13 protein-coding genes are annotated in these 22026 nt (G+C 68.3%); 6 read left to right on the top strand and 7 right to left on the bottom strand.

What is annotated here, in order from left to right; all coding sequences use genetic code 11:
• The first annotated feature begins 12 nt into the window (after window positions 1–12).
• The 6 genes from ACQRUO_RS00985 (at window position 13) to ACQRUO_RS00960 (ending at window position 4263) form a co-directional block, all read left to right on the top strand.
• A complete protein-coding gene (locus ACQRUO_RS00985; RefSeq protein ID WP_428313702.1) occupies window positions 13–579 on the top strand; it encodes a hypothetical protein in 567 nt (188 codons plus the stop codon).
• A gap of 41 nt (window positions 580–620) precedes the next feature.
• Entirely contained in the window at window positions 621–1067 is a 447-nt protein-coding gene (locus ACQRUO_RS00980) for a hypothetical protein (protein ID WP_428313701.1), read from the top strand.
• A 267-nt stretch (window positions 1068–1334) separates the two neighbouring features.
• Entirely contained in the window at window positions 1335–2321 is a 987-nt protein-coding gene (locus tag ACQRUO_RS00975; RefSeq protein ID WP_428313700.1) for a hypothetical protein, read from the top strand.
• A gap of 466 nt (window positions 2322–2787) precedes the next feature.
• Window positions 2788–3135, top strand: a complete 348-nt coding sequence (locus ACQRUO_RS00970) for a hypothetical protein (RefSeq protein ID WP_428313699.1) — start codon at window positions 2788–2790, stop codon at window positions 3133–3135.
• Window positions 3136–3239: 104 nt separating this feature from the next.
• On the top strand, window positions 3240–3731 hold the full coding sequence (locus ACQRUO_RS00965; RefSeq protein WP_428313698.1) for a hypothetical protein: 492 nt from the start codon (window positions 3240–3242) through the stop codon (window positions 3729–3731).
• Window positions 3732–3891: 160 nt separating this feature from the next.
• The gene (locus tag ACQRUO_RS00960; protein WP_428313697.1) at window positions 3892–4263 is read left to right on the top strand and encodes a hypothetical protein; all 372 of its coding nucleotides are present in this window, start codon (window positions 3892–3894) and stop codon (window positions 4261–4263) included.
• A 398-nt stretch (window positions 4264–4661) separates the two neighbouring features.
• Here the strand turns inward: ACQRUO_RS00960 and ACQRUO_RS00955 are convergent, their stop codons facing one another.
• From ACQRUO_RS00955 to ACQRUO_RS00925, 7 genes are read right to left on the bottom strand one after another with little or no spacing between them, the layout of a single operon-like run.
• Complete coding sequence (locus ACQRUO_RS00955; protein WP_428313696.1) at window positions 4662–5924, bottom strand: methylaspartate mutase; 1263 nt, start codon at window positions 5922–5924, stop codon at window positions 4662–4664.
• Entirely contained in the window at window positions 5921–6394 is a 474-nt protein-coding gene (locus tag ACQRUO_RS00950; RefSeq protein WP_428313695.1) for a cobalamin B12-binding domain-containing protein, read from the bottom strand. The genes ACQRUO_RS00955 and ACQRUO_RS00950 overlap by 4 nt, the downstream gene beginning before the upstream one ends.
• Window positions 6394–8241, bottom strand: coding sequence for a non-ribosomal peptide synthetase (locus tag ACQRUO_RS00945; RefSeq protein WP_428313694.1), 1848 nt, complete (start codon window positions 8239–8241; stop codon window positions 6394–6396). The genes ACQRUO_RS00950 and ACQRUO_RS00945 overlap by 1 nt, the downstream gene beginning before the upstream one ends.
• A 34-nt stretch (window positions 8242–8275) precedes the next feature.
• On the bottom strand, window positions 8276–8488 hold the full coding sequence (locus ACQRUO_RS00940; protein WP_428313693.1) for an MbtH family protein: 213 nt from the start codon (window positions 8486–8488) through the stop codon (window positions 8276–8278).
• A gap of 25 nt (window positions 8489–8513) precedes the next feature.
• Complete coding sequence (locus ACQRUO_RS00935; protein ID WP_428313692.1) at window positions 8514–15932, bottom strand: amino acid adenylation domain-containing protein; 7419 nt, start codon at window positions 15930–15932, stop codon at window positions 8514–8516.
• Entirely contained in the window at window positions 15929–20506 is a 4578-nt protein-coding gene (locus tag ACQRUO_RS00930) for an amino acid adenylation domain-containing protein (protein WP_428313691.1), read from the bottom strand. Before ACQRUO_RS00930 ends, ACQRUO_RS00935 begins: the two co-directional genes overlap by 4 nt.
• A complete protein-coding gene (locus ACQRUO_RS00925; protein WP_428313690.1) occupies window positions 20506–21963 on the bottom strand; it encodes a KamA family radical SAM protein in 1458 nt (485 codons plus the stop codon). Before ACQRUO_RS00925 ends, ACQRUO_RS00930 begins: the two co-directional genes overlap by 1 nt.
• Between the last annotated feature and the right edge of the window lie 63 nt (window positions 21964–22026).

The raw sequence follows: 22026 nt of genomic DNA, 5'->3' as shown, positions 1-22026 counted from the left end.
AGGAGGCTCGGGATGGTGATTGATGGTCTTGACGGCGAGCCGGATGGGCTCGGTGCGGCGGTGGCCGGAGTCTGGGCGGCTGAGACCGCGCAGCAGGTCGCTCGCGCACTGGCATGGAACAACTCCCGTTATCCGATGGCTGCGGTCCGGTTCTTTCGGGGTGCGATCAGGTGGCGCTTCCCAGTGCCGTGCGACCCGCGCGAGGTCAGCCGGGCGCTGGCAGCCTGGGTTGCCCAGCTTCCTCCGGGGGTCGGAGAGCGCTTGGCGCTGCGCGAGGCCGAAGCGTTCATCAGGGCGGAGGTGAACGGTGAGATCTCGCTGGTTGCCGAGGTTCCGATCGACTGCCTTCCGGTGCGCAGTGCCCTGATGGTGGTGACGCGGTTTTCCTTCGAGGAGGCCGTAGTGAGCCCGGCTGCCTTCGCCGACCTGCGCCAGATCACGATGCGGGCGGCCGGGGAGCACAGCGAGCTCGCCATCCTGACGGACCTGAAACTGGATCGGATCTTTGTCGGGCGCGACGTGAGTCGGGCGGAGTTTGAGGCGATGGTCGAGGAGGTCGACTCGGTGAGGTGGACATGAGGTGGCGATTTGCCAGGAGAGGGACTTCGGAAGCAAGGACAGTGTTCGGCCGCTGGCTCCTCGCAGTGTTGCTCAAACAACCAGAGCAGGTCGAGTGGTACGAAGCGCGGTTGAAGACGCTGACGACGGAAGAGGGCGAGGCCCAGACCGTGATCAGCGATCTGGTGTTCGCGGAGCTCATGGCCAGGCGGTTCACGGCCGACCAACCGGTGCAGGACATCTCGGACTTCGTCGCTGCTGCACGGGATCGGCTGAATCATCCCGAGTACCTGCCCCGGCTGGAGGCGGAGGCGTTGATCCGGCACGCCCTCGGTGAGGAGACGGTCTCCCTGGCCGGAATCGCCCGTGACGACGTGCTGGGCATTTTTGCGGGCCTGCTGGTCGCGGTGATCCGCGATGAAGGGCTCTCCCCGGCGGCGCTCGCACAAGTGGTCGCGCGGGCTGAGGCGGCAGCGGAGGCCAACGGCGTACAACTAATCCTCGCCTAGAGGACATGTCGTTTGACTGATCGGCGGCTGGCCCGAGTCCTTGATGGTCAGGAACGGGACCTCTGGTAGATCACCTGCGTCGAGCAAGATGATCGACAACCAGAGGTCCCGTTGCAGCTTACGGCAACGCCAGCTCACCCGATGGGTTGTGTCTGGCCTTGAGCACATGGTCGGGTGCTTCCCATGAAGGCTTCGCGGAGCGAGTGGTGGCGGCTGACAGCTTCCCGACAGCCGAGGTCGCTCCTGGGACAATGGCTGGCAGCTGGGTTGACCAACCAGGTCGAGTTGCGTCGGCAGTACGCCCTGCGTTTCGACGAGATCCCTGACGGGCCGGAGCAGGTCGAGCTCTTGGAGTGGGTGTTCGAGCGCCTTCTGGACAGTTACCTACACCTGGACGGCACGAATGAGAGCGGCCTGTTGGAGGAGGCCGAGCGCACCCCGGCGGCGGCCGGAGTCCCGGATCGGGCCCTGTGTTTGGTGCTGATCGCGGCGGCCCGAAAGCGCATCCCCGAGGTCCCGGCCGAGGTGACCTATTCGGAGCTGGTGCGGGGGCAGAGCGCCCTGTGCTACCTGATGCTGCCCCGGCTGAAGTGGCGGAAGCGCCAGCTCGTGGGCCTCATATGCGAGGTTGAGCAGCGGATCGAGGAACGTGGTGTCGTCCTCCACCCGGCCGTCGCCTGGGCTCCGGAGAAGCGTCCGTCGATGACGGAGCGCAAGGAGTATCAAGAGGCCGTGGCCGCGGTCTGGGCCGCTCGCACTGAGTCGGAGGCCTCGCCTGCCCTAGCGAGGTGTAACTCTTACTTCGCGGTGGCGTCGCTGCTGTTCTTTCGCACCGCGATTCGCTGGAAGTTCTCGGAGCCGTGCGACCCGCGTGAGGTCGCCCGAGTCATCAGCAACTATCTGGCAGCGGTGGGAGAGGAAGGGCGTCACCTGTTTGCGCCTCGGGATGCAGAGGTGGCCATCAGGGCTGAGCTGAACGGTGAGAACGGGCTGGTCGACGGAATCCCGGTTGATCAGGAACCGGCGAGGATGGCGATGCAGATGGTGACCAAGAACGTTTTCGGCGAGGCGATTGTAACTCCCGAGCACTCTTCGCAGCTGCGGCGCATCGCCGAGAGTGTCGAGGCCGACCACCAGGAGATCGCCCGGCTGACGGCCATGAGACTGGACCGGCTCTTTGCGAGCCGCAGTTTCGACCCCGCCGAGGTCGAAGTGGAAGTCGCTCGGATCACTGGCAGGGGCACCCGGCGGTAGGGCAGCTGAGCCCGGTGCGAGGAGCGACCTGCCAGGAGGAGGAGTTGAGAGCTGGTCGGACGTCAGGTTGGCGAGCAGGACGGGCCTGGTACGGCGGTGCCAAGACACAGAGCGCACGCCGGCGATGTCGCTCGACGGGTCCTGTGGATGATTTAAGTTGACCTTCCGGCCTATCCGTCCAGTCGGGATCTGCTGACGCTGGCAGAAGTCCTGAACTGTGCGGGATTGCAGCACTGGCAGTGGCGCATCATGTACTTCTTGGGTACATCCAGTCTGGACTCAAGTCTTGATGTCCTCGAATTGAAGAATTCGCTGGAGAACTCCACGGCAGGTGAGCCGTACTCCTGAGAGTGCTTGCTTCCGATGGCGCGAGACATCGACCAGGCAATCGATATGGCCGTTTCCGGCAGGGCTTCGACGTGGGGTGCCCGAACCCAGGTTCTCTGGCCTCCGCACGTACTGCGTAGTGGCCGACGGGGTCTCGATTCTGGTGCACAACGACGCGGGCCCGCTCGGCACCCAGACCGACGATGAGTGCACGTACATCAAAGACCCGATCACGGTGCGGGCCCACCTGCAGTCCATCACGGACGCATTGGGCGAGTGGGAGAGCACCGGCGACCACCTGGCAACGCGCGGGCCTGGCGCCGGGTCGCTGAGCACCACCGTGGGCAAGCTGCCGCCGGAGTCGCCGGGGAAGACGCCGAACTCGTCAGGTGCCGGCGACATCCTGGTCGGCGCGACCATGCTTCCACGAGCGGCGGTGCCGGGCGGGAAGTACATCGCCAAACGGTGGCGGGGCACGACCGGATAGTCACCGCAGGGCAGACCTGACCCGGGCCGTACCGTCGCAGGTCGTTCTTCGGGCTATCTGGGCTCGCGACACTGGTGCCGACGAGAATAGCGGGGAACGCGTAGGTGAGCGGTCTGGGAGCCGGATTCCGGCGATTGCTGGGAAAGGAGGAGGTCGAGCCGCAGTCGCTGCTCGGACGGTGGCTGGTCACCCGCCTCGTCGACCGGCCCGAGGAGCACAAGCGGTACGTGGCGCGGTTCGGCGAGGTCCCCGACGAGCCGGAGCAGGGCTTGATCGTCCAGGAGGTGTTCGCCTGTCTTCTGGAACGCTACCTTGCTCTGGCGGGCACCAGCGAGGACGGGCTGCTTGATGAGTACGAGGGCATCGGGCGGCCGAACGTGCCCGAGCGGGCGGTGGGCGAGGTGGCGATCCACGCCGCGCTCGGCCGGATTCCGAGAGTCCCGCCGGACCTGTGGCTGCCCGCGTTGGTGGCGCACGGCACGCTGGCGATGCTGATGATGCCCCGCCTTGAACTTCCGTACCCTCAGGTTGTCGACCTGGTCCGGGAGAAGGAGCAGGAGCTCATCGCCCGGGGGATCGCCCTGTGCCCGGCGTAAGACCAGGGGGCGGGCCACACATGGTGTGGCTCGCCCCCCGCGCCCGTTCCGATAACGGCGGCTCAGGAGGTCGGAGCTGTGAGGGTCGTGGACGTTGGCGCCGCCGAGTCTTCCGCTATGCGGCCTTGGCCTCCGGCGGGCCTCAGCTCGTCCTTTGCTGATGATCCGTTCGAACTCCACGGGTGGCATGCCGCCGGCACCGCAGGTCGAGCGCGATCCTCGGCGAGCCGTACGTCTTGCCGGACGCGGTGAGGAAGTGTCGTATCTCAACAACGGTCACCCCCAATACCGGTGCGTCTATGGCAGCGAGTACGTCAAGGGCCACGCCCTCGAACTCCAGGAAGCACAGGCGGCCATCACCCCCGACGACGCCACCCTCCAGGGCGCCCGCGATGAGATCGAGGCGGCGGCCACCGCCCAACCCGCTCGCTACCGCGCCGCCCTGGATGCCGGCGGCGACCTCGTCACGATCTCCCAATGGATCAACGAGGCCCGGCTCCAGCAGGCTGCCGCTCAGAACCGCCTCGCCTAGCTCGTCGCAGCCCCCCGGCGTCGCTGACCAGTCAGCAGACCGAACAGCTGGGCGGCCTCACTGACCGGCTCCTGCGCGCGCACCCCGAATGCAAGGCGCCGATCTACGAGGCTTTCGGTCTGAACCTGGTCTACGACATGAAAAAAGCGGACCGTGACTACTAAGTCACGGTCCGCCTTTTCATGTACGTAACGAAGTGTCCGAGGGGGGACACACACCGTGGGCCTACGGCGATCGGGGGTGCTGGGCGAGCTGGTGTTGCCATAGCCGTAGCGAACAGGCCGCAGAGATCTCGCGGAACTCTAGCCCCGCAGGAACGGCTTCGCCATTATTCAGGCCTGATCACTGCATCCCGCGTGCCGCCCGCAGCGCTTCGGCTCTGTGGGCGGCACGCGGGGCTACATTGCGTCGAAGCGGTCTGCCACGTATCGGAGCATCCGGCTCAGCTCCGAGGCACCAACAGCGTGACCTGCCGGGCGTGGCCCCCTGATGGGCAGCGATCCGATGTGGGTCCATTCCAGACGCCCGTCCTTGCCAACGCGGCTTCTGGTCTTCCCTGACGTGTCAGGGTGCAAGCAGTAGGGAACATCGACCAGCCCACGGCCGAACGCCTGGAGCAAGCCACGGCCCAGGTCCGGATGTAGCGATCTCACCGTGTCGATTATCGCTCGGGCCTCCTCGTAAAGGCCCGATTGCGTGGGCTCGCAGAGGTGCCCGCCGTTTGCCCGCATCAGACGGGCCCGCTGCACCTCGCACTCGGCTCTCTCTAGCGCCTCCACGTTGTCGGCGATCGACGGGATCCGGCTGGATTCGACCACGGTCTTGACGATCAGCCGGCTTGCGCCGCCGAAGACGGCGAGTCGGGCGCTTTCGTCGAGCAGGGCCAGAGCTCCGCGCCGAGTTCGCGGGAACACACCCATGTAGGTGTAGAGGACGATATGGGTGTCCAGGCTGGGGAGCAGTTCGTCCATAAGTCGCCGGAGAGCCGCGAGCGCCTCCAGGTCTTGTCCCGGATGGGTCTGCTGCGCGTAGCTCAGCGAGATGCTCGGCACCCCGTGCTGCGCGAAGAACAAGCCCTCCAACACCGAGACTGCTACCAGGAGCGACGGGGGGCACAGTTGCCCCAGCAGGCAGCCGCCGAAGCTTTCCAGATGGGTCGGCCGGTCGACCGTCGCCAGCTGTGCGAGCCGGTCGCAGGCCCACGCCCACTCGATGACCGCGGACCTCAGCGGTGTGCGGCCGTAGGGCAGGCAGTAGGACACCGGTCCGCCCTCGGTGGAGTCGAGCCCGACCCGTGCCATTGCCTCGATGATGTGCCCCGGCATGGCCGAACCGTGCCGTACCTGGATCGGGAAGCCAGGACCGCGGACATTGGCCAGCATGGCGAGGGTCGTGTCCTCCTCGTGGCTGCACAGCGGGTAGCCGTTGAGATCGGTTCGGTCCCGCAGTGCCGCCTTTGCGCTGCGCAGGTCCCCGACTCGGGTGTAACTGTCCAGAGTGATCGTGCCGACCGTGGTCGCCCTTGCATCGCGTACGGCGGTCAGCCCTGCGCGCATCACGGACGGATCGGCGAATCCCATGCGGGGCTGGACGATGACCAGACCGTTCTGCCGAGCGTCGCCCAGTCGTGCGGCAAACCCTGAGTCGGCCGGACTCGTCATCCGACTGCCTCGAGTTCGTGTGACGAATCGGCGCGAATACCGGCCAGGAAGCGGAGCAGCTCTGGCAACTCGTCGGGCTCCAGGACGGCGGTTACGCCGGCGGCCAGGAGCAGTCCCGTGTAGTCGGCGTTCGGACGCCCTGCGGTGCCCAGCAGCCCCCCGACGACGATCGGCATCGTGGTGATCCGTGCGTCACGGCGGAGCGTTGCGACCGCGCGGGCGGCGTCGGCATGGCCGTGGCCGTTGACAGAGCTGAGGACCAGGGCGTCGGGCCGTGTTCCTACGCAGGTGTCGGCTAGCAGTTCGTCCGGAACGCAGGGACCGAGGTTGATGACCTCGTGCCCGGCCTCCTCCAGCGCGAGCTGGAGGTACATCAGATTCCATGTGTGGGCGTCCGAAGATGTGCCAGCTACGAGCACCCGCAGGTGGGGCACGGCGGGCGAGCCGAGCCCCAGAGCGTGGGCGTCCATCACAGACGCCCGCTGATCAGGACGGCGAGCTCGGCCGGGGTGCGGTGGTCAAAGACGTCGACGTAGGTGAGTTCGGCGTTGAAGCGCCGGTACACCTTGGAGATCAGCCGGGTTGCCAGCAGCGAGTCGCCGCCTGCGTCGAAGAAGTCGTCAGTCGCACTGCAGGGGCTTCCAAGGACGGCAGAGCACAGTTCGGCCAGCTCGGCGGCAATCTCCTCGATCGTGGCGGTCGCGGCGGGCGCAGAGGTGTTCTGGGCAATCATCTTGAGGTTTACCTTTCCGTTCGGGAGAAGGGGGAGTCGGTCGACGGCGCGGATGTGCTTGGGCACGAGATAGTCGGGCAGGCGCTCCGCCAGCCAGGCACGGACCTGTTCGGCACTCGGAGCGCTAGCGCGGTGTGGGTCGAGCGGGACGATGCAGGCGGTCAGGACCATCGCACCGGACGGCTCGGTGCTGGGTGCCACGGCTGCGGCCTGCAGGTCCGGGTGGGCGTGCAGGACACGCTCCACCTCCTCAGGCTCGACGCGCAGACCGCGGATCTTGATCTGCCGGTCGCAGCGCCCTACGAAGTCCAGCTGGCCGTCCGGGCGTTCCGCGACCAGGTCGCCCGTGTGGTAGTAGAGCCCGGTGCCGTCGGGTCCGGGGCGGAACCGTGCGGCCGTCTCCTCCGGCTTTCCGATGTAGCCGAGGCTGAGCGTCGGGCCGCCCACCAGCAGCTCTGCTGCGCCGTCCGCACCACTCCTGGGGACGAGCAACTGCTGCACGTGGCCCAGAGGAGTACCGATCGGCACCCTGTCGTCAGGACACAGATCGCGTCCGATGCCCCCGCTGAGCTCCGCAGCGTGTGTGACCAGCACCGTCTCGGTCTGACCGTAGGTGTTGAGGAGCCTGATGCGGTCGGGGATGCGCTTGGCCCAGGCGCGCACCTGGGGGGCGCGCACCTCCTCCCCGCCGATGATGACGAGCCGCACGTCCCCCAGCTCCGCCGCAACATCGTCGGAGGCGCCGTCCTCGTCCAGGAACGCGACCAGTTCGTTCCAGAAGGCGGTCGGCAGGTCCACCACGGTGATGCGGTTGCGTCGCAAGGCACCCAGGAACGCGGGGATGGAGCCGCTGTTCGCAGCAGGGTCGATCACGAGCGTGGCACCTGACAGGAACGCCGAGTAGATCTCCTCTCCGCTTGTGTCCCAGCTCAGCGACGCGAAGCTGAGCACCCGATCCCCAGGGCCAATGCCGCACAGCCCGATGAGCGACTGGGCTGCAGTGTGGAGCGCTCGGTGCGGCACCAGCACACCCTTTGGGTCACCAGTGGATCCGGAAGTATGGATGACGTACACCGGGTCCTTGGGGTCGGGCATGGCCGTGTCCGCCGCCGCGGCGGAACGCAACGCCAGGTCGATGTGGACGAACTCGACGGGGAGGCCCTGCGGGACGGCCGTGAGGGCAGCGGAGCGGCCCACCACTGTGCGCACTCCGCTGCCGGCGATCATGCGTTGAAGGCGGGTGGCCGGCTGGGTGCCGTCTAGCGGGACGTACGCGGCCCCCGCCCGGGCGAGGGCGAGCATGGACAACAGGCTGTGCCGCGTCCGTTCGGCGGCTACGCCGACCCGGTCGCCCCGGGCAATCCCGAAGCGGCGCAGGTTGGCGGCGAGAGCGTTGACCGTGGACCACAGCTCGCGGTAGGTCAACGTTCCCTCGGGGTCGACGAGCGCCGGGGCGTCGGGGTGGAGCGCAGCCACACTGCGGAGCGCGGAGACGATGGTGCCGGGGTACAACGCGGTGTCGAAGGCCGGCGGTGCCATCGTGGAGGTGTTCGGTGCGATGGTGCTGTCGAACGTCGCGGTCATGCTGCAGTCCTTCGTGGATGGGTGGTGACAGGAGTCAATGGAGCCCGGCTGCCAGGCGCTGCCTGAGGCTCAGTGGACGCAGATCCGTCCACACGGCCTCGATGTGCACCAGGCAGGCTTCGCGGGTGCCCTCGGTCCCCTCCTCACGCCAGCCCTCCGGTGTCTGCCTGGAGACCGGCCAGATCGAGTACTGCTCCTCGTGGTTGACGACGACCTTGAACTCGTTGTCGACATTGCGGTCTGACACGTGGGTGCCCTTCTGTGACTTGCAGCTACTGTGCGGTTCGAGAGGTCAGCGGTTCGGGAGTGCGACGGCGTCGCGAGCGCGCGTCCGCAGCTCGTAGCGCAGTCGTGCAGTGGCCGGCGACGGTCGGAAGATGCTCGGTGGCGAGCATCGTGGCGTGGATTCCCGGTATCCGCGTCGTCTCTGGTGACCCGTCCCTCCCCAGCAGCGCCTGCCAGCCTTCGAAGTAAGAGGCGTAGGCAAAGTGAGAGGTACCGGATGGGTGCTCTGGGCTCGCGTCCGTGCACTCGGTCGAGACGACGAACCAGGTGCGCACGCCGGAAGCGTCTCGGAGGGGCTGCGGCCTGTAGGAGGCGAGGGCTGCGAGCATCTGACCGCACGCGCGCATCGGGAGGGAGTCGCCGAGGCTGACCTCTCCGGCCGAGTAGCCTGCCGCCTCCAGCATCTCCGTGAGCTCCTCGCGAAGGCGGTCGCGCTCGGGGGCGCCCTCGGGGAGCTGAAGGATCCGCTCTGCCAGCTCGGCGCCCTGCAGATAGCTGAGGACGGCCGGTCGGTGCAGTTCGATCGTCCTGTCCACACCAGGCAGGGTCGGCTCCAGCAGAACGAGTTCGACCTGCTGGCCCGAGTCGTCCAGCTGCCGCGCCATCTCGAAAGCGATGGCGCCTCCGAGGGACCAGCCGACCAGTACGTACGGCCCCTCGGGTTGCACCTGGCGCATGTCGGTTAGGTAGGCGTGAGCCATTTCCTCGATGGTCTCCAGCGGCGATTCACGCCCGTCCATGCCGAGCGGCTGGAAGGCATGCACCGGATGCCCCTGCGGCAGCGCGCGGGCTATCGGGAGGTACCAGCCAACGCTGCCTCCACTGGGGTGAACGCAGAACAGGGGGCGCTCCGCCCCGTCGACCCGCAGCGTCACCAGCGTTCGGGTGGTGCCCGTGTGCCCCGCGCCGAAGACGGTGTCGAGGAGGGGCGCGTTCGTGTCCTCGCGCTCCAGCTCGATCGTCCGCAGAGCTTGTGCACGAACGGTCTGGTGCTCGAACACGTCCTTCGGTGAGAGCCTGACACCGGCTCGGTTGCAGGCCGCCGCGAGCCGGATGACGGCTACGGAAGTGCCACCAAGGTCGAAGAAGTTGTCCTCGATGCCGACCTCGTCGAGCCCCAGCACTGTGGCCCACAGCTCCGCCAGCAGTTGCTCGCCAGGGGTGCGCGGAGCCACATACCGGTGCTCCAGCTCCGGTCGTTCACCAGAGGGTTCGGGCAGCGCCTGGTGATCGACCTTGCCATGCGGGGTGAGCGGGAACGAGTCGAGGAACACCCACTGGCTCGGCACCATGAACTCCGGCAGCTGCTCCGCGCAGAACCGACGCAGTGCCGAGATGGTGGCCGGCGCCTGGCCCTGTGCACGGACGAGGTACGCAACCAGCTGCTCGCCACGCACCAGCGCTACGGCGCGATCCACGCCGGGGGCCTCGGTCAGGTGAGCTTCGATCTCACCGAGTTCGATGCGGTAGCCCCGCAGCTTCACCTGGTGGTCGACCCTGCCGACGAAGTCGAGAAGCCCGTCCGTGCGCCAGCGCACCAGATCACCGGTGCGGTACATGCGAGCGCCCGGTTGGTCCTGGGGGTCGGGCAGAAAGCGCTCAGCGGTCAGGGCAGCCCTGCCGATGTAGCCGCGCGCGACGCCCTCGCCGCCGATGTACAGCTCACCGACCGCCCCGATCGGGACCGGTTCGAGCCGGGGGTCGAGGACCTGGAGCCGGGTCGCACCGAGCGGGGCTCCTAGCGGGAGGGGAGCGTCGGGGGTCAGGTGGTCGCCCGCACGCACCGGGTGGACCACCCGTCCGATGACTGTCTCCGTCGGCCCGTAGTGATTGACCACGACCGCGTCCGGACGTAACTGGAGCAGTCGTTCTACGAGCTGCGGGTCCAGCACCTCGCCGCCCACAACCCAGCCGCGCGCGGCAGGCTCCAGGCTGTTGTCACTCCAGTGGGCGATCAAGTGTCGAAGATGGGAGGGCGTCAGCCGCACGTAGTCGAATGCGAGTGGCCCGGACAACTCATGGGCGAGGTCCGCCAACGTCGCGTCGGCCGGCAGCAGCGTCATGCCTCGCCCGGACACGAGCGGTTCGAGCAGGCTCGACATCGTCAGGTCGAAGCCGACTGACGAGTGAACGAGCGTGCCGTGCTCGCCGGAACCGGGGTAGTTCCGGGCCGCCCACGAGAGGTAGCGCACCGCGCCGATGTGCTCGACCGCGACGCCCTTGGGGTGTCCGGTGGAGCCGGAGGTGAAGATCGAGTAGATCAGGCCGCGCGGATCCACAGACAGGTTCGGGCGGTGTGTCGGCATCCGGGAGAGCACCGAAGCCGCATCCTCGACAGCCACGACCGGCACCACGCCGAAGAGCTGCGGGTCGGACAGGCGCCGGACCAGATCGCCGCGGCTCAATACCACGGCCGGCGCCACCGCGGAGGCGATCCTGGCCAGGCGCGCAGGTGGATAGCCGGGGTCCATCGGGATGAAGTACCCGCCGGCCTTTAGTACGGCGAGCATGGCCACAACCAGCTCGGGGCTGCGATCGAGCAAGAGGGCCACCGGGGCTTCGGGCGTGATCGGGGGTGCCCCCAGCGTGCCACTCAACAGCGCGTTGGCCAGACGGTTCGCCCGATCGTCGAGCTCTGCGAAGCTCAGACTGTTGCCGCCTGCGCGCAGGGCGGTCCGTTGTGGGGTGCGGTCGGTCTGGTCCTCCACAAGCTGATGTACCGTCAGCGCGCTGGTCAGCTGCTGTTCGGACACCCCCCACCGCATCATCAGGGCCAGATCCGCCTCGGGCACCAATGGCAGGCCCGTCAACGGCGTGTCCGGGGCGGAGACGGCCGCGGTGAGTAGTCGAGTCAACGATGCGGCGATGCGGCGGGCCGTGTCGTGCAGGTAGAGGTCGCTTGCGTACTCAAGCGCGCCTTCCAGGCACGAGCCGTCGTCGACGACGCTGAGGACGAGGTCGAACTTGCAGGTCGTTACGGGCACGGGAACTTGCTCGACAGCCAGTTCGGCGAGGTGGTGTTCGGAGGGCTGCTGCGCGCTGAAGTTGTACATGATCTGGAACGGCGGGGTTCGGCCGGCATCGCGGGCCGCACGAAGTTCTCCCATCAGCCGGTCGAACGGAATCTCCTGGTGGGCCAGGGCTTCCACGGTGCGGGTTCGGATGCGCTCGATCAGTTCTGCGAAGGTCGGCGCACCGGCCAGGTCGCCGCGCAGCACGACGGTGTTGAGCATGCAGCCGACGACCTTCTCCAGCAGCGGGTCGCCACGCCCGGCTACCGTGCTGCCGAGGACGATGTCGTCCTGGCCGGTGATCCGGGACAGGAGCGTCTGTAGTGCCGCGAGCACCACGGTGGACACCGTCGTACCGTGTCGGCGCGCCACCTCGCGGATGCCACGGGCCTCCTCCGACGCCACGGTGAAGGCGACCGAGCCGCCGCGACCGCTGCGCGTCGCGGGCCGGGGAAAGTCCCCTGGCACCTCGGTGGCAACGGCGCCGGCCAGCTCGGTGCGCCAGAAGGCCAGTTCGGCGGCGTGCTGCGTGCTGTCCAGCCGAGCCCGCTCCCACACGGCGTAGTCGGCTTGTTGGATGGGAAGCGGATCGAGGCTCGGCCCGCGGCCGTCAGTTGCTGCGGCGTAGAACTCGGCGAGTTCGCGCTGCACGAGATCCATCGACCATGCGTCGACCGCGACATGGTGGGCGGTCAGAAGCAGGAGGTGCTCCCGACCGGAGATGCGCCAGAGCACGCTGCGCAGGGGATGCTCTGAGGCCAGGTCGAAGCCGCGGGCTGCTTCGATGAGGACGAGGTCAGTCAGATCCGCCGCCTCCGCTGCGTCGCGCTCATCGAGCACGGCTCCGTGCCCCGTCGTGTCGGCCAGCTGATAGGGCACCCCGTCGGCGCCGACGCTGATGCGAGTGCGGAGCACCTCGTGGCGCTCCACGATCCGGTCGAGCGCGTACCGCAGTGCCTCCCGGTCAAGTCGGCCGGTGAGCCTGAGCGCCAGCGGCACGTTGTAGCCGCCGTCGGCCGACGCGAGTTGGTCGGCGAGCCAGACCGACTCCTGCATCATGGAGAGGGGCAGGGGTTCGCCCCGGCTCACCGCGACGAGCGGCGTGCGTCCGCTCTCGCCCGTGCAGTTGTCCGAGGTCGGCAGAGCGGCCAGGAAATCGGCGACGGCTGCCGCGGTCGGAGCGGTGAAGAGGCGGCGCAGGGGGAACTCCACGCCGAACTCCTGCTGGATACAGGCGAGCAGACGGAATGCGAGGAGCGAGTGGCCGCCGAGGTGGAAGAAGTTGTCGTCGACGGCGACCTCCGGCAGGCCAAGCACCTCCGCGAACAGCGCGCACAGGACTTCCTCACGCCGGCCCCGGGGACGGCGGCTGGTGGTTCGCGTGCCGTAGTCGGGCGCCGGCAAGGCCGCGCGGTCGAGCTTTCCGTTCGGGGTCATTGGGAAGTCGCTCAGCGGGACGATCGCCGACGGGACCATGTAGTCGGGCAGCGTCCGGGAGAGCTCCCTCTGGAGCTGCTCCGTGTCCGCTGGGCCCACTGGAATCACGTACGCCACGAGCCGCTTATCGCCCACCCGGTCCTCGCGCACCACCACGGCCGCCCGCCGTACCGCGCCGGTTCCTGTCAGGGCCGTCTCGATCTCGCCCAGCTCGATCCGGAACCCGCGCAGTTTGACCTGGTGGTCGCTGCGACCCAAGTACTCGAGATCACCGCGCGCCGACCAGCGGGCCAGGTCCCCAGTGCGGTACATCCGCGTGCCCGGAGGCCCGAACGGATCGGGTAGGAACTTCTCGGCGGTCAGCCTCGGACGGTTCCAGTAGCCGCGCGCGAGGCCCGCCCCGGCGATGAACAGCTCGCCGGGGACACCGATCGCAGTCGGCCGCAGGCCGCTGTCGAGTACGTACACCTGGGTGTTGTCGATGGGGAAGCCGATGGACCCGCGGCTGGCGCTGTCGTTGTCCACCGGGCGGTTGGTGGACCAGACCGTGGTTTCCGTCGGGCCGTACATGTTCGTGACCGCATGGGCGGATTCACCCAGGGCACGGGCGAGTTCGACGGGCAGTGCCTCGCCGCCCACCAGTACCCGGACCCCAGACAGCGCCGATCGGGATTCCTCCGGAAGCAGGGCCTGCCACAGACTGGGGGTCGCCTGGGCGAGGGTTACGCCGTGACAGGTCATGAGCTCGAGCAGCGCCTTCGGGTCGCGCGCCGTGTCCGTGTCGGCCAGTACGACCCCGGCGCCACTCAGTAGCGGCAGGTACAGCTCCAGCCCGGCGATGTCGAAGCAGATCGTGGTGGTTGCCAGGACGCGGTCGGCCGGGGTGAGGACGAAGCGGTCGGCCATGGCGCCCAGGAAGTTGTCGAGGGCGGACCGCAGCACCACCACGCCCTTGGGCCGGCCGGTCGATCCGGACGTGTAGATCACGTAGGCGGGGTGGTCAGAGGGGACCGCGGGCAGGTTCTCGTCCACGACGGTTGACGCATCGACCTCGTCGACGAGGACGCGTTCCGTGCCGTCGCTCAGCATCGCCAGGCGGACCGCAGTGCTGGCGTCGGTCACCAGGAGGGCAGGTTGAGCGTCCTCCAGCATGTAGCCGATGCGGTCCGCCGGGAAGTCGGGATCGATCGGCAGATACGCTGCCCCGGACTTGAGCACCGCCAGCAGCGCCACTACGAGGTCGGGGGAGCGGCGGAGCAGTACCGCCACGAAGCGCTCGACACCCGCACCCCGGTCGACCAGCAGCCGCGCCATCCGGTTGGCCCGCTCGTTGAGCTCTCGGTAGCTCAGCGACTCGTCGCCGCAGGCCACCGCCATCGCGTCGGGCGTCTCTGTGCATCGCTCCTGGAAACGCTCGACGAACGACCGCTCAGGTTGCGGCCGTGCTGTGTCGTTCCAATCGTGCAGGACGGTGTGCAACTCGGCTGCGTTCAGCAGTTCCAGGTCCGACACGGGAAGACCGGGCGCGGCGACCAGGCCGTCAAGAAGGGTGAGGAACTGACCAGCCAGCCGCCCCGCGGCGGTGGACCCGAAGAGATCAGCGGGCACGACCAGATTGACGATGATGCTCCCACCGTCGTCCTGAACACTCAGATCGATGTCGCATTTCGCGAAGGCGACATCGACAGGTACTTCCCTGCCCAGGGCCTTACCCAGCCGGATCGGTGCACCGGCCGACTCGGTGCCGATCATGGCCTGCACCAGTGGCTGGCTGCCGGTGTCCCGCTCCCGGCGGAGCTCGCGGACGAGCTGGTCGAAGGGGATGTCCGGCCGTGAGAAGTCCTCGCGAGAGCCCGTGACCGTGCGACGGAGCACCTCGTGGAAGGTGGGCCGACCGGCGAAGTCCATCCGGACCGGGACCGTGTTGACGAAGAAGCCGATCACGGACTCCAACTCGGTGCGGCCGCGGCCGGCGACCGGGACGCCGAGCGCGAAGTCGTCCTGGCCGCTGAGCCGGTGGAGGAACGTGGCGACGGCGGCAAGCAGCACGGTGAACGGCGTGGTGTCGTTGGATTCTGCGAGGCGGCGTACGGCTGCTTCCGTGCCAACGGGCACCACCCGCCTTGCGCTGTGGCCGCGCCAGTCCCGCGTGGCTGGGCGCACGCGGTCGCTGGGGATTTCCAGGTCGGGCATTCCGGCAAGGCGCTCGCGCCAGTACCCGAGCTGCGCATCCAACTCCGGGCCCGCGAGACGGCGAGCCTGCCAGCCGGCGAAGTCGCGGAACTGAGGAGCCGGGACGCCCTCGGGCAGCGCCGGGCTCCGTTCAACGAGAGCGGGACCGTTGTCGGTGTGGCGAGCCTCGCAGGCGGCTGCCAGGTCCTTCAGGAAGAGGTCGGCGGACCAGCCGTCGAAGACGATGTGGTGGACGGTCGTGAGCAGCACGTGTTCTTCGGCATTGATCCGGTAGAGGCGGGCACGCAGCAGCGGGCCCTTTTCCAGGTCGAACGGTTGCTCGGCTTCCCGCCGCAGTGCGTCGGGCAGATCCTGCTCGGTGACGTCCAGCACCTCGAGGTCCACAGCTCCGGGGGCACCGACCTCCTGGACGGGCTCCCCGTCCGGGCCGACCTGGAAGGTGGTGCGAAGCGCGCCGTGGCGCCATACCACCCAGTCCAGCGCGGAGCGCAGCACGGTCGGTGCCACCAGGCCAGTCAACCGGATCGCGAGAGGCACGTTGTACAGGGGCGTTCCCGGTGTGAGCTGCTCGGAGAACCAGATCCCGGCTTGTCCTGCGGCCAGAGGGGCGGGCCCAGGGGGCAGGACCAGCAGTGTGTCGGCGTCAGGGGTGCCGCGAAGGCGCGCACCCGCTCGGGCGAGTCGGTCGCGTACCGCTGCAAGTCGCTGGTCCGGTTCGGTTGCCGCGGGGGCCGGCGCCGTCTGTGGCAGCACGTGGGTGGTCATGGTGTGCCTTCCTGGATGTCCGCGGGGACGAGAGCGTTCAGCACCGCTTCGGATACCGAGGCGATCGTCCGCGTCGCGTACAACTCCGTCAGGGAGAAGTCGATGTCGAAGGTTTCGCGCAGCCGCGCGACCAGTTGGGCGGCGCGCAGGGAATGCCCGCCCAGGTGGAAGAAGTCCTCGAACACACCGGGGACCGGTACAGCCAGAACCGCGGCAAACAGTTCCGCCACCAGTTCTTCCAGCTCATTGCGAGGATCCGTCTGCTCGGCACCCCTGAGCCCGGCAACCAGCGGGTCGGGCAAGGCACGCCGGTCCACCTTGCCCGCGCTGGTCACGGGCAGCCCGCCGAGCTCCACGAACAGGGCGGGAACCATGTACGGCGGCAGCGCACCGGCGCAGAACTCGCTCAGTGCAGCAGGGTTCAGCTGCCCGTTACCGCTAGGCACGACGTAACCGACCAGGAAGCGGTCAGCACCCGGTTCCGGCGGCAGGAAGTCGAGAACCGTCGCTGTTTCCACGCCGGGATGCTCAGCGAGCCGGGCCGCGACCTCGCCCAGCTCGACCCGATATCCGCGGATCTTGACCTGGTCGTCGGCCCTGCCCAGGAAGTCGAGCAGGCCGTCGGGCCGGACCCGCACCAGGTCACCGCTGCGGTACATGCGCTCACCGGGGAAGGCAGGATCGGGCACGAAGCGGTCGGCGGTCAGCCCCGGACGGTTCAGGTAGCCACGGGTGACGCTGCCTCCGATGTAGAGCTCGCCTACCGTGCCCGGAGGGACCGATCGCATGGCGGGATCGAGGACGCTCACCCTTACGCCGTGCCGCGGCCCGCCGATGGCGACGACTCCGGTGGCCGCCTCGGCCGCGGTGACCTCCAGCGCGGTCGCGGTGATGGTTGCCTCCGTCGGCCCGTAGGTGTTCACCAGCCGGCACATGGGTGCCCGCACCAGCCAGCGGCGGGCAACCTCGGCGGGGACCGCCTCGCCGCCGAGGACGAGAAGCCTGAGGCACGCAGGCGGCGTGTCGTCGCCGAGCCGGTTCACGACTGCAGCCCAGTAGGCGGGGGGTAGTTCGGCGACGGTGATCGCGTGTCGTCGCAGTACCGCCGCGAACTCCTCCGGTTGCCAGAGCTCGTCCGGGCGCAGGACGAGGGTCGCGCCGGACACCAGGGTCGGAAGGGTCTGCTCGAGAGAGGCGTCGAAGGAGTGGCTGGCGAACTGGAGCACCCGGTCACGGTCGTTGAGCCCGTAGGCGGCGGCCATCGTCCGGCAGTGCTGCGTCAACGCTCCGTGCAGGCCCATGACAGCCTTGGGCCGTCCGGTCGTGCCCGAGGTGTAGATGAGATAGGCCAACTGCTGACGGTCCACGGAGGGCAGCGGCGTCTCGTCATCAACCTCACAGTCCGCTGCATCGAGGAGAACCAGGTTCTCGTGCGGTGGGAGGGGAGCGAGTTCGGCGTCGGTGATAGCGAGGCGGACACCGGCGTCCTGCAGGAACATGCTCTTGCGCTCGTCCGGCAGAGTGGAGTCGATCGGCAGGAAAGCCCCGCCAGCCCGGACCACCGCCAGCAGCGCGACGACCGACTGGACACCTCGGGACAGGTGTACCGCGACGGGTTGTTCGGCACGGACACCTAGAGCGGCCAGTCGCCGAGCCAGCCGCTCGACCCGGTTGGCCAGCTCCGCGTATGTCAGCCGGTCAGCGCCGCACACCACGGCCAGCGCGTCGGGCGTGCGGTCCGCGCACTCGAAGACGAGCTCGTGGACCGGCCGAAGATCCGTCGGTTCCGTCGGTGCAGGGGCCGACCACGACCGGACGCTCGGCGGATCCGCCGGCACGACCAGGTCGAGTGCGCTTACCCGTGTGTCCGGGACTGCCACCGTCTGCCCCACCACAGCCAGGAAGCGAGCGGCCAGCTTCTCGATCGTCTCCGAGGTGAACATGTCCGACGCGTACTCGACCGTGCCGCGGAGGCGGCCCTCCGCGTCCAACTCCAGGTCGAAGGTCAGCTCCGCTGAGGCGCTGATCCGCGGAAGTGTCGCCTCACGGACAGCCAGACCTGCGACATGTACTGGTGCCCGGTCCACATGCCGCACGTCGAACAGCACGTTGAACAGGGCCCCCTCGCGGACCTCTCCGCGCCGTTGGAGTTCATCGAGCAGCCCCTCGAACGAGCAGCTGGCGGCCGAGTACCCGTCGCTTACTCGGATACGGCCTCGGGTGTGCTTGTGGGTGATCAGAGTGTCGGCGCGGACCAACTCCACCAGTGCCCTCATCGAGGGATCAGCGGAGAGATCAGCCAGCCGGGGCACGCTGTCGACGAAGAAGCCGACAACGTCCTCGCCGCTCGCGTGCAGGCGGTCGGCCGTCGGGGTGCCGACACAGACCCGGGCGCTTCCGGTCCAGCGGGAGATGAGCGCGTGGAAGCAGGCCAGTAGGACCACGTTCGGGGTGGTGCGGGCGCTCGCTGCCAGGAGACGGAGCGCGGCTACGGTCTCGGTCGGGACGGTGAAGGCGTGCGCGGCCCCCTTCCCGCTACGCGGTCCTGTCCGGGGGACATCGACCGGCGGGTCCACGGGCCCGGCCGCCTGCAGGTACTCGCGCCACCAGTAGAGCCGCGCGGGAGCAAGCTCTTCCTCCTCGGCTGCCCGTGCCACGGTGTAGTCACGGAACGAGGCCGGTACGGCCAGTGCCGAACCTTCATCTCCGAGGGCTTGGCCGTACAGGTGCAGCAGCTCGCCGCGGACCAGTTCCAGGGACTGACCGTCGAAGGCCACGTGCGCGACGTTCAGAAGCAGGACGTGACGGTTGTCAGCGATCCGCACCAACAGCACCCGGGCCAGCGGCCCAGCAGTGAGGTCGAACGGGCGAGCGAGCTCGTCCGTCAAGCATGCCGCCAGTGCGGCGGCGGGGTCGGATACGCCGCGCACGTCAGCGAAGCGGGGCATCAGCAGGGCCGGCCGGCGAAGAGTCCACTGCGGTCGGCCGTCGGCCGAAGTGGTAATGCGGGCACGAAGCGCCTCATGGCGGGCAACAAGCCCGGTGAGGGCCTCAAACAACGCAGCGCGGTCCAGCCGCCCGTCCAGGGCCAACGCCATCGGACACGCGTGCTCGGCGGAGTCCGGACGAAGCTGGTGGGCCGTCCACATGCGACGCTGTCCACCCGTCAGCGGGAAGTCGGACTTGGTCGGTGCCGTGCTCGGGAACGGCCCCAGGGGTGCCAGCAGTCGCATGCCCCGGACCGGGGCCACGTCGAAGGCGCTGACTGGCGTCAAGGCGTTCGCGACGACCGCGTTGAGCCCCCGTACGAGCGCTTCGCTGAGGGGAGCGATGGATGCCTCGTCGAACAGCCCTGAGTCGTACTCGAAGAACGCCGTCATCCCGTCGGCCTCGTCCGCGATGTCGAGGAGCAGGTCGAACTTCGCGGTGGCTCGCGGTACCGGAAAGGTAGTGACGTCCACCCCGGGCAGCGTCAGGGGTGCCCCGACCGCGTTCTGGTAATTGAAGCCCACCTGGAACAGCGCAGTACCGGTCGATGTGCGCTGCGGGCGCAGCCTGCGTACGACCCGATCGAAAGGCAGGTCCTGATGGGCGTAGTTGTGCAATGTGGTCCGACGCACTTCGGACAGCAGCCCTTGGAACGTCGTGTCGGGGGCGAGCTGGACGCGCTGCACCACGGTGTTCACCAGGTAACCGACCACGTCATCGCTGCCGGCGACCGCGCGGGTGGCCACCGGGGACGTGACCGCGACGTCCGCGCTCCCGCCCCAGTTGCCCAACAGCGCCTGGAACGCGGCGAGCAGAACCATGTACACGGAGGACCGCGTGGTCCTGGCCAGCTCACGGATCCCGGTCGCGGTCGCGGCAGGTATGGAGAAGTGGACCGCGGCGCCCGAGCCGCGTCGGTGGTGATGGCGAGGCCGTTCGGTGGGCACCGTCAGGTGCCGCAAGCCGGCGAGCCGGTCCTCCCAGTACTGCAAGTGCCGTTCGGTGTCCAGCTCCGCGAGACGCCCGCACTCGAGTCGCACCAGGTCCGCGTAGTCCACCTCCGGTCCGCACCATCCGGATCCATCCCGGTAGGCAGCGCCGAGGGCCCTCAGGAACACGCCGGTTGACCAGTCATCGAAGACGATGTGATGGACATTCAGGAGGAGGATCCGGTCGTCGGAGCCGAGCCGGATCAGTCGGGCCCGTGCGATCGGTCCTCGTTCGAGATCCAGCGGCTGCCAGGCGAACTCGGCGACGGTCGCCCGAATGTCCGCGTCGTCGAGGCTGGCCGAGTCCAGGACCTCAAGGTCGAACGGGGCTACTGGGGCGATCCACTGCCAGGGGTTGCCGCCTTCGTCCACACTGAACCGGGCTCGCAACGCCGCATGCCGCACAGCAAGCGAGTCCAGAGCGGTCCTGAGCCGCTGCTCGTCCAGCGGGCCACCCAGCCGCACAGCCACCGGGACGTTGTATGCGGGAGTCGCGTCCTCGAAGGTCTCGGCGAACCAGATGCGCTGTTGTCCCGGAGTCAGGGGCAGGCGCACGGCCTGCCCGGATTCCGGTGTCGCCGTTCGCTGCGGTGTCATCAGTCGACCTCCACCATGGGGGCGTGACGGCGCCACCAGTCCTGGCCGCTCTCGGGCAGCGTGTGGATCGGGTCGAAGTACTGGTGGATGGCCACATTCCCGGGCTCTTCCGCGCCCTTCTCGAGCGAGGTGCGGTAGTTCTTGGTCCAGTAGCTGATGCCGCGTTCCCGGTCGTACTGAAGCGCCTGGTGCACCCATCGCTTGCCGATGAAAGGCACATCGCACACGATCCGTGGGGTGGCGAACCCGGGAAGGTACCCGAGGATCCCCTGCTGGAGGTCCTGAGCGTGTGACACCGATGTGCGCCAGTGCTCGCTGAACGGGATCATGTCGCAGAGGTAGAAGTAGTAGGGCATGATCGCTGCTCCATCGAGCAGGGCGAAGCTCAGGTCAAGCAGGGCCTCGACGGAGTCGTTCACGCCGCTCATCAGCACGCCCTGGTTGCGCACGTCGCGGAGCCCCGTGTCGAGGAGGCCGCGTGCGGCGGCGGCCACCGCTGGCGTGATCTGCTGTGCCGCGTTCGCGTGAGTGTGCACCGCGAGCTGTACGTCGTGGCTGCGCGCCAGCCGAACCAGCCGCTCCATGCCGCGTCGTACCTCGTCGGACGACCAGTACTGCGGGAGGCCCACCACGGCCTTGGACGCGAGCCGGATGTCGCGGATTGAGGGGATGCGTATCAGCTCCGAGACGAAGGCTTCGAGCCGAGGCCACGGCAGGTTGGCGACATCGCCGCCGGAGACCACCACGTCGCGCACGCCGGGGGTGGCGGAGAGGTAGTCCAGCATGGCCTTGAGGCGGTCGGCCGGCCGCATGACGAACCGCGCCTTCGCCACCTGCGGGGTGGAGTTTCCCACCAGGTCCATGCGGGTGCAGTGCCCGCAGTATTGCGGGCAGGTCGCGACTACCTCGGCAAGGACCTTGGTCGGGTACCGGTGAGTGAGCCCTTCCACGGCCCACATGTCCTGTTCGTGCAGTGAGTCGCGCTCTGCGAAGGGGTGGGAGGGCCAGTCCTTTCGCCGGTCGGAGTACATCGGCACCATGTAGCGGCGCACCGGGTCGGCCCGGAACGCCTCGGTGAGCCCTCCGCGGGTTGCCGTATCGAGCGACGGTGCGATCGTATTGAGCATCTGCGGTGGCAGCAGTATGGACATCGTGGCCCGCTCGCGCTGGTCCCGTTCGAGGTCGGCATAGCAGGACTCGTCGAGCAGGTCGCCGACAGCCTGGCGCAACTGCGCGATGGACTTGATGCAGTGGGCGCGCTGCCACCGTGGGTCGTGCCAGTCTGCGGTGCTGACATTGCGCCAGCCGGGGAAGCGACGCCAGTCGGGTTCCACGAGGCTTCGGCTCTGGTACGCGTAGGGCTGCTCGGGGAGTGCCGGCCCCAGGGCAGCCGCGAGTTCGGTCCCGGAAGGTGCGGTGAGCTGCGACGGAAATGAGTGAATCGCGATGTCAGTCATTTGCTTCTCCTGCGGCGGGAGGGGCCAGATGCGGCCGCGCAGTTGCTGCTCCGACGGATGGTG

Origin of the sequence: Kitasatospora sp. LaBMicrA B282 (assembly GCF_050325825.1) — a bacterium.
Classification (GTDB): Bacteria; Actinomycetota; Actinomycetes; order Streptomycetales; family Streptomycetaceae; genus Kitasatospora.
The sequence above is the reverse complement of the archived record's forward strand: the minus strand, read 5'-3'. Positions and strand labels throughout refer to the sequence as shown.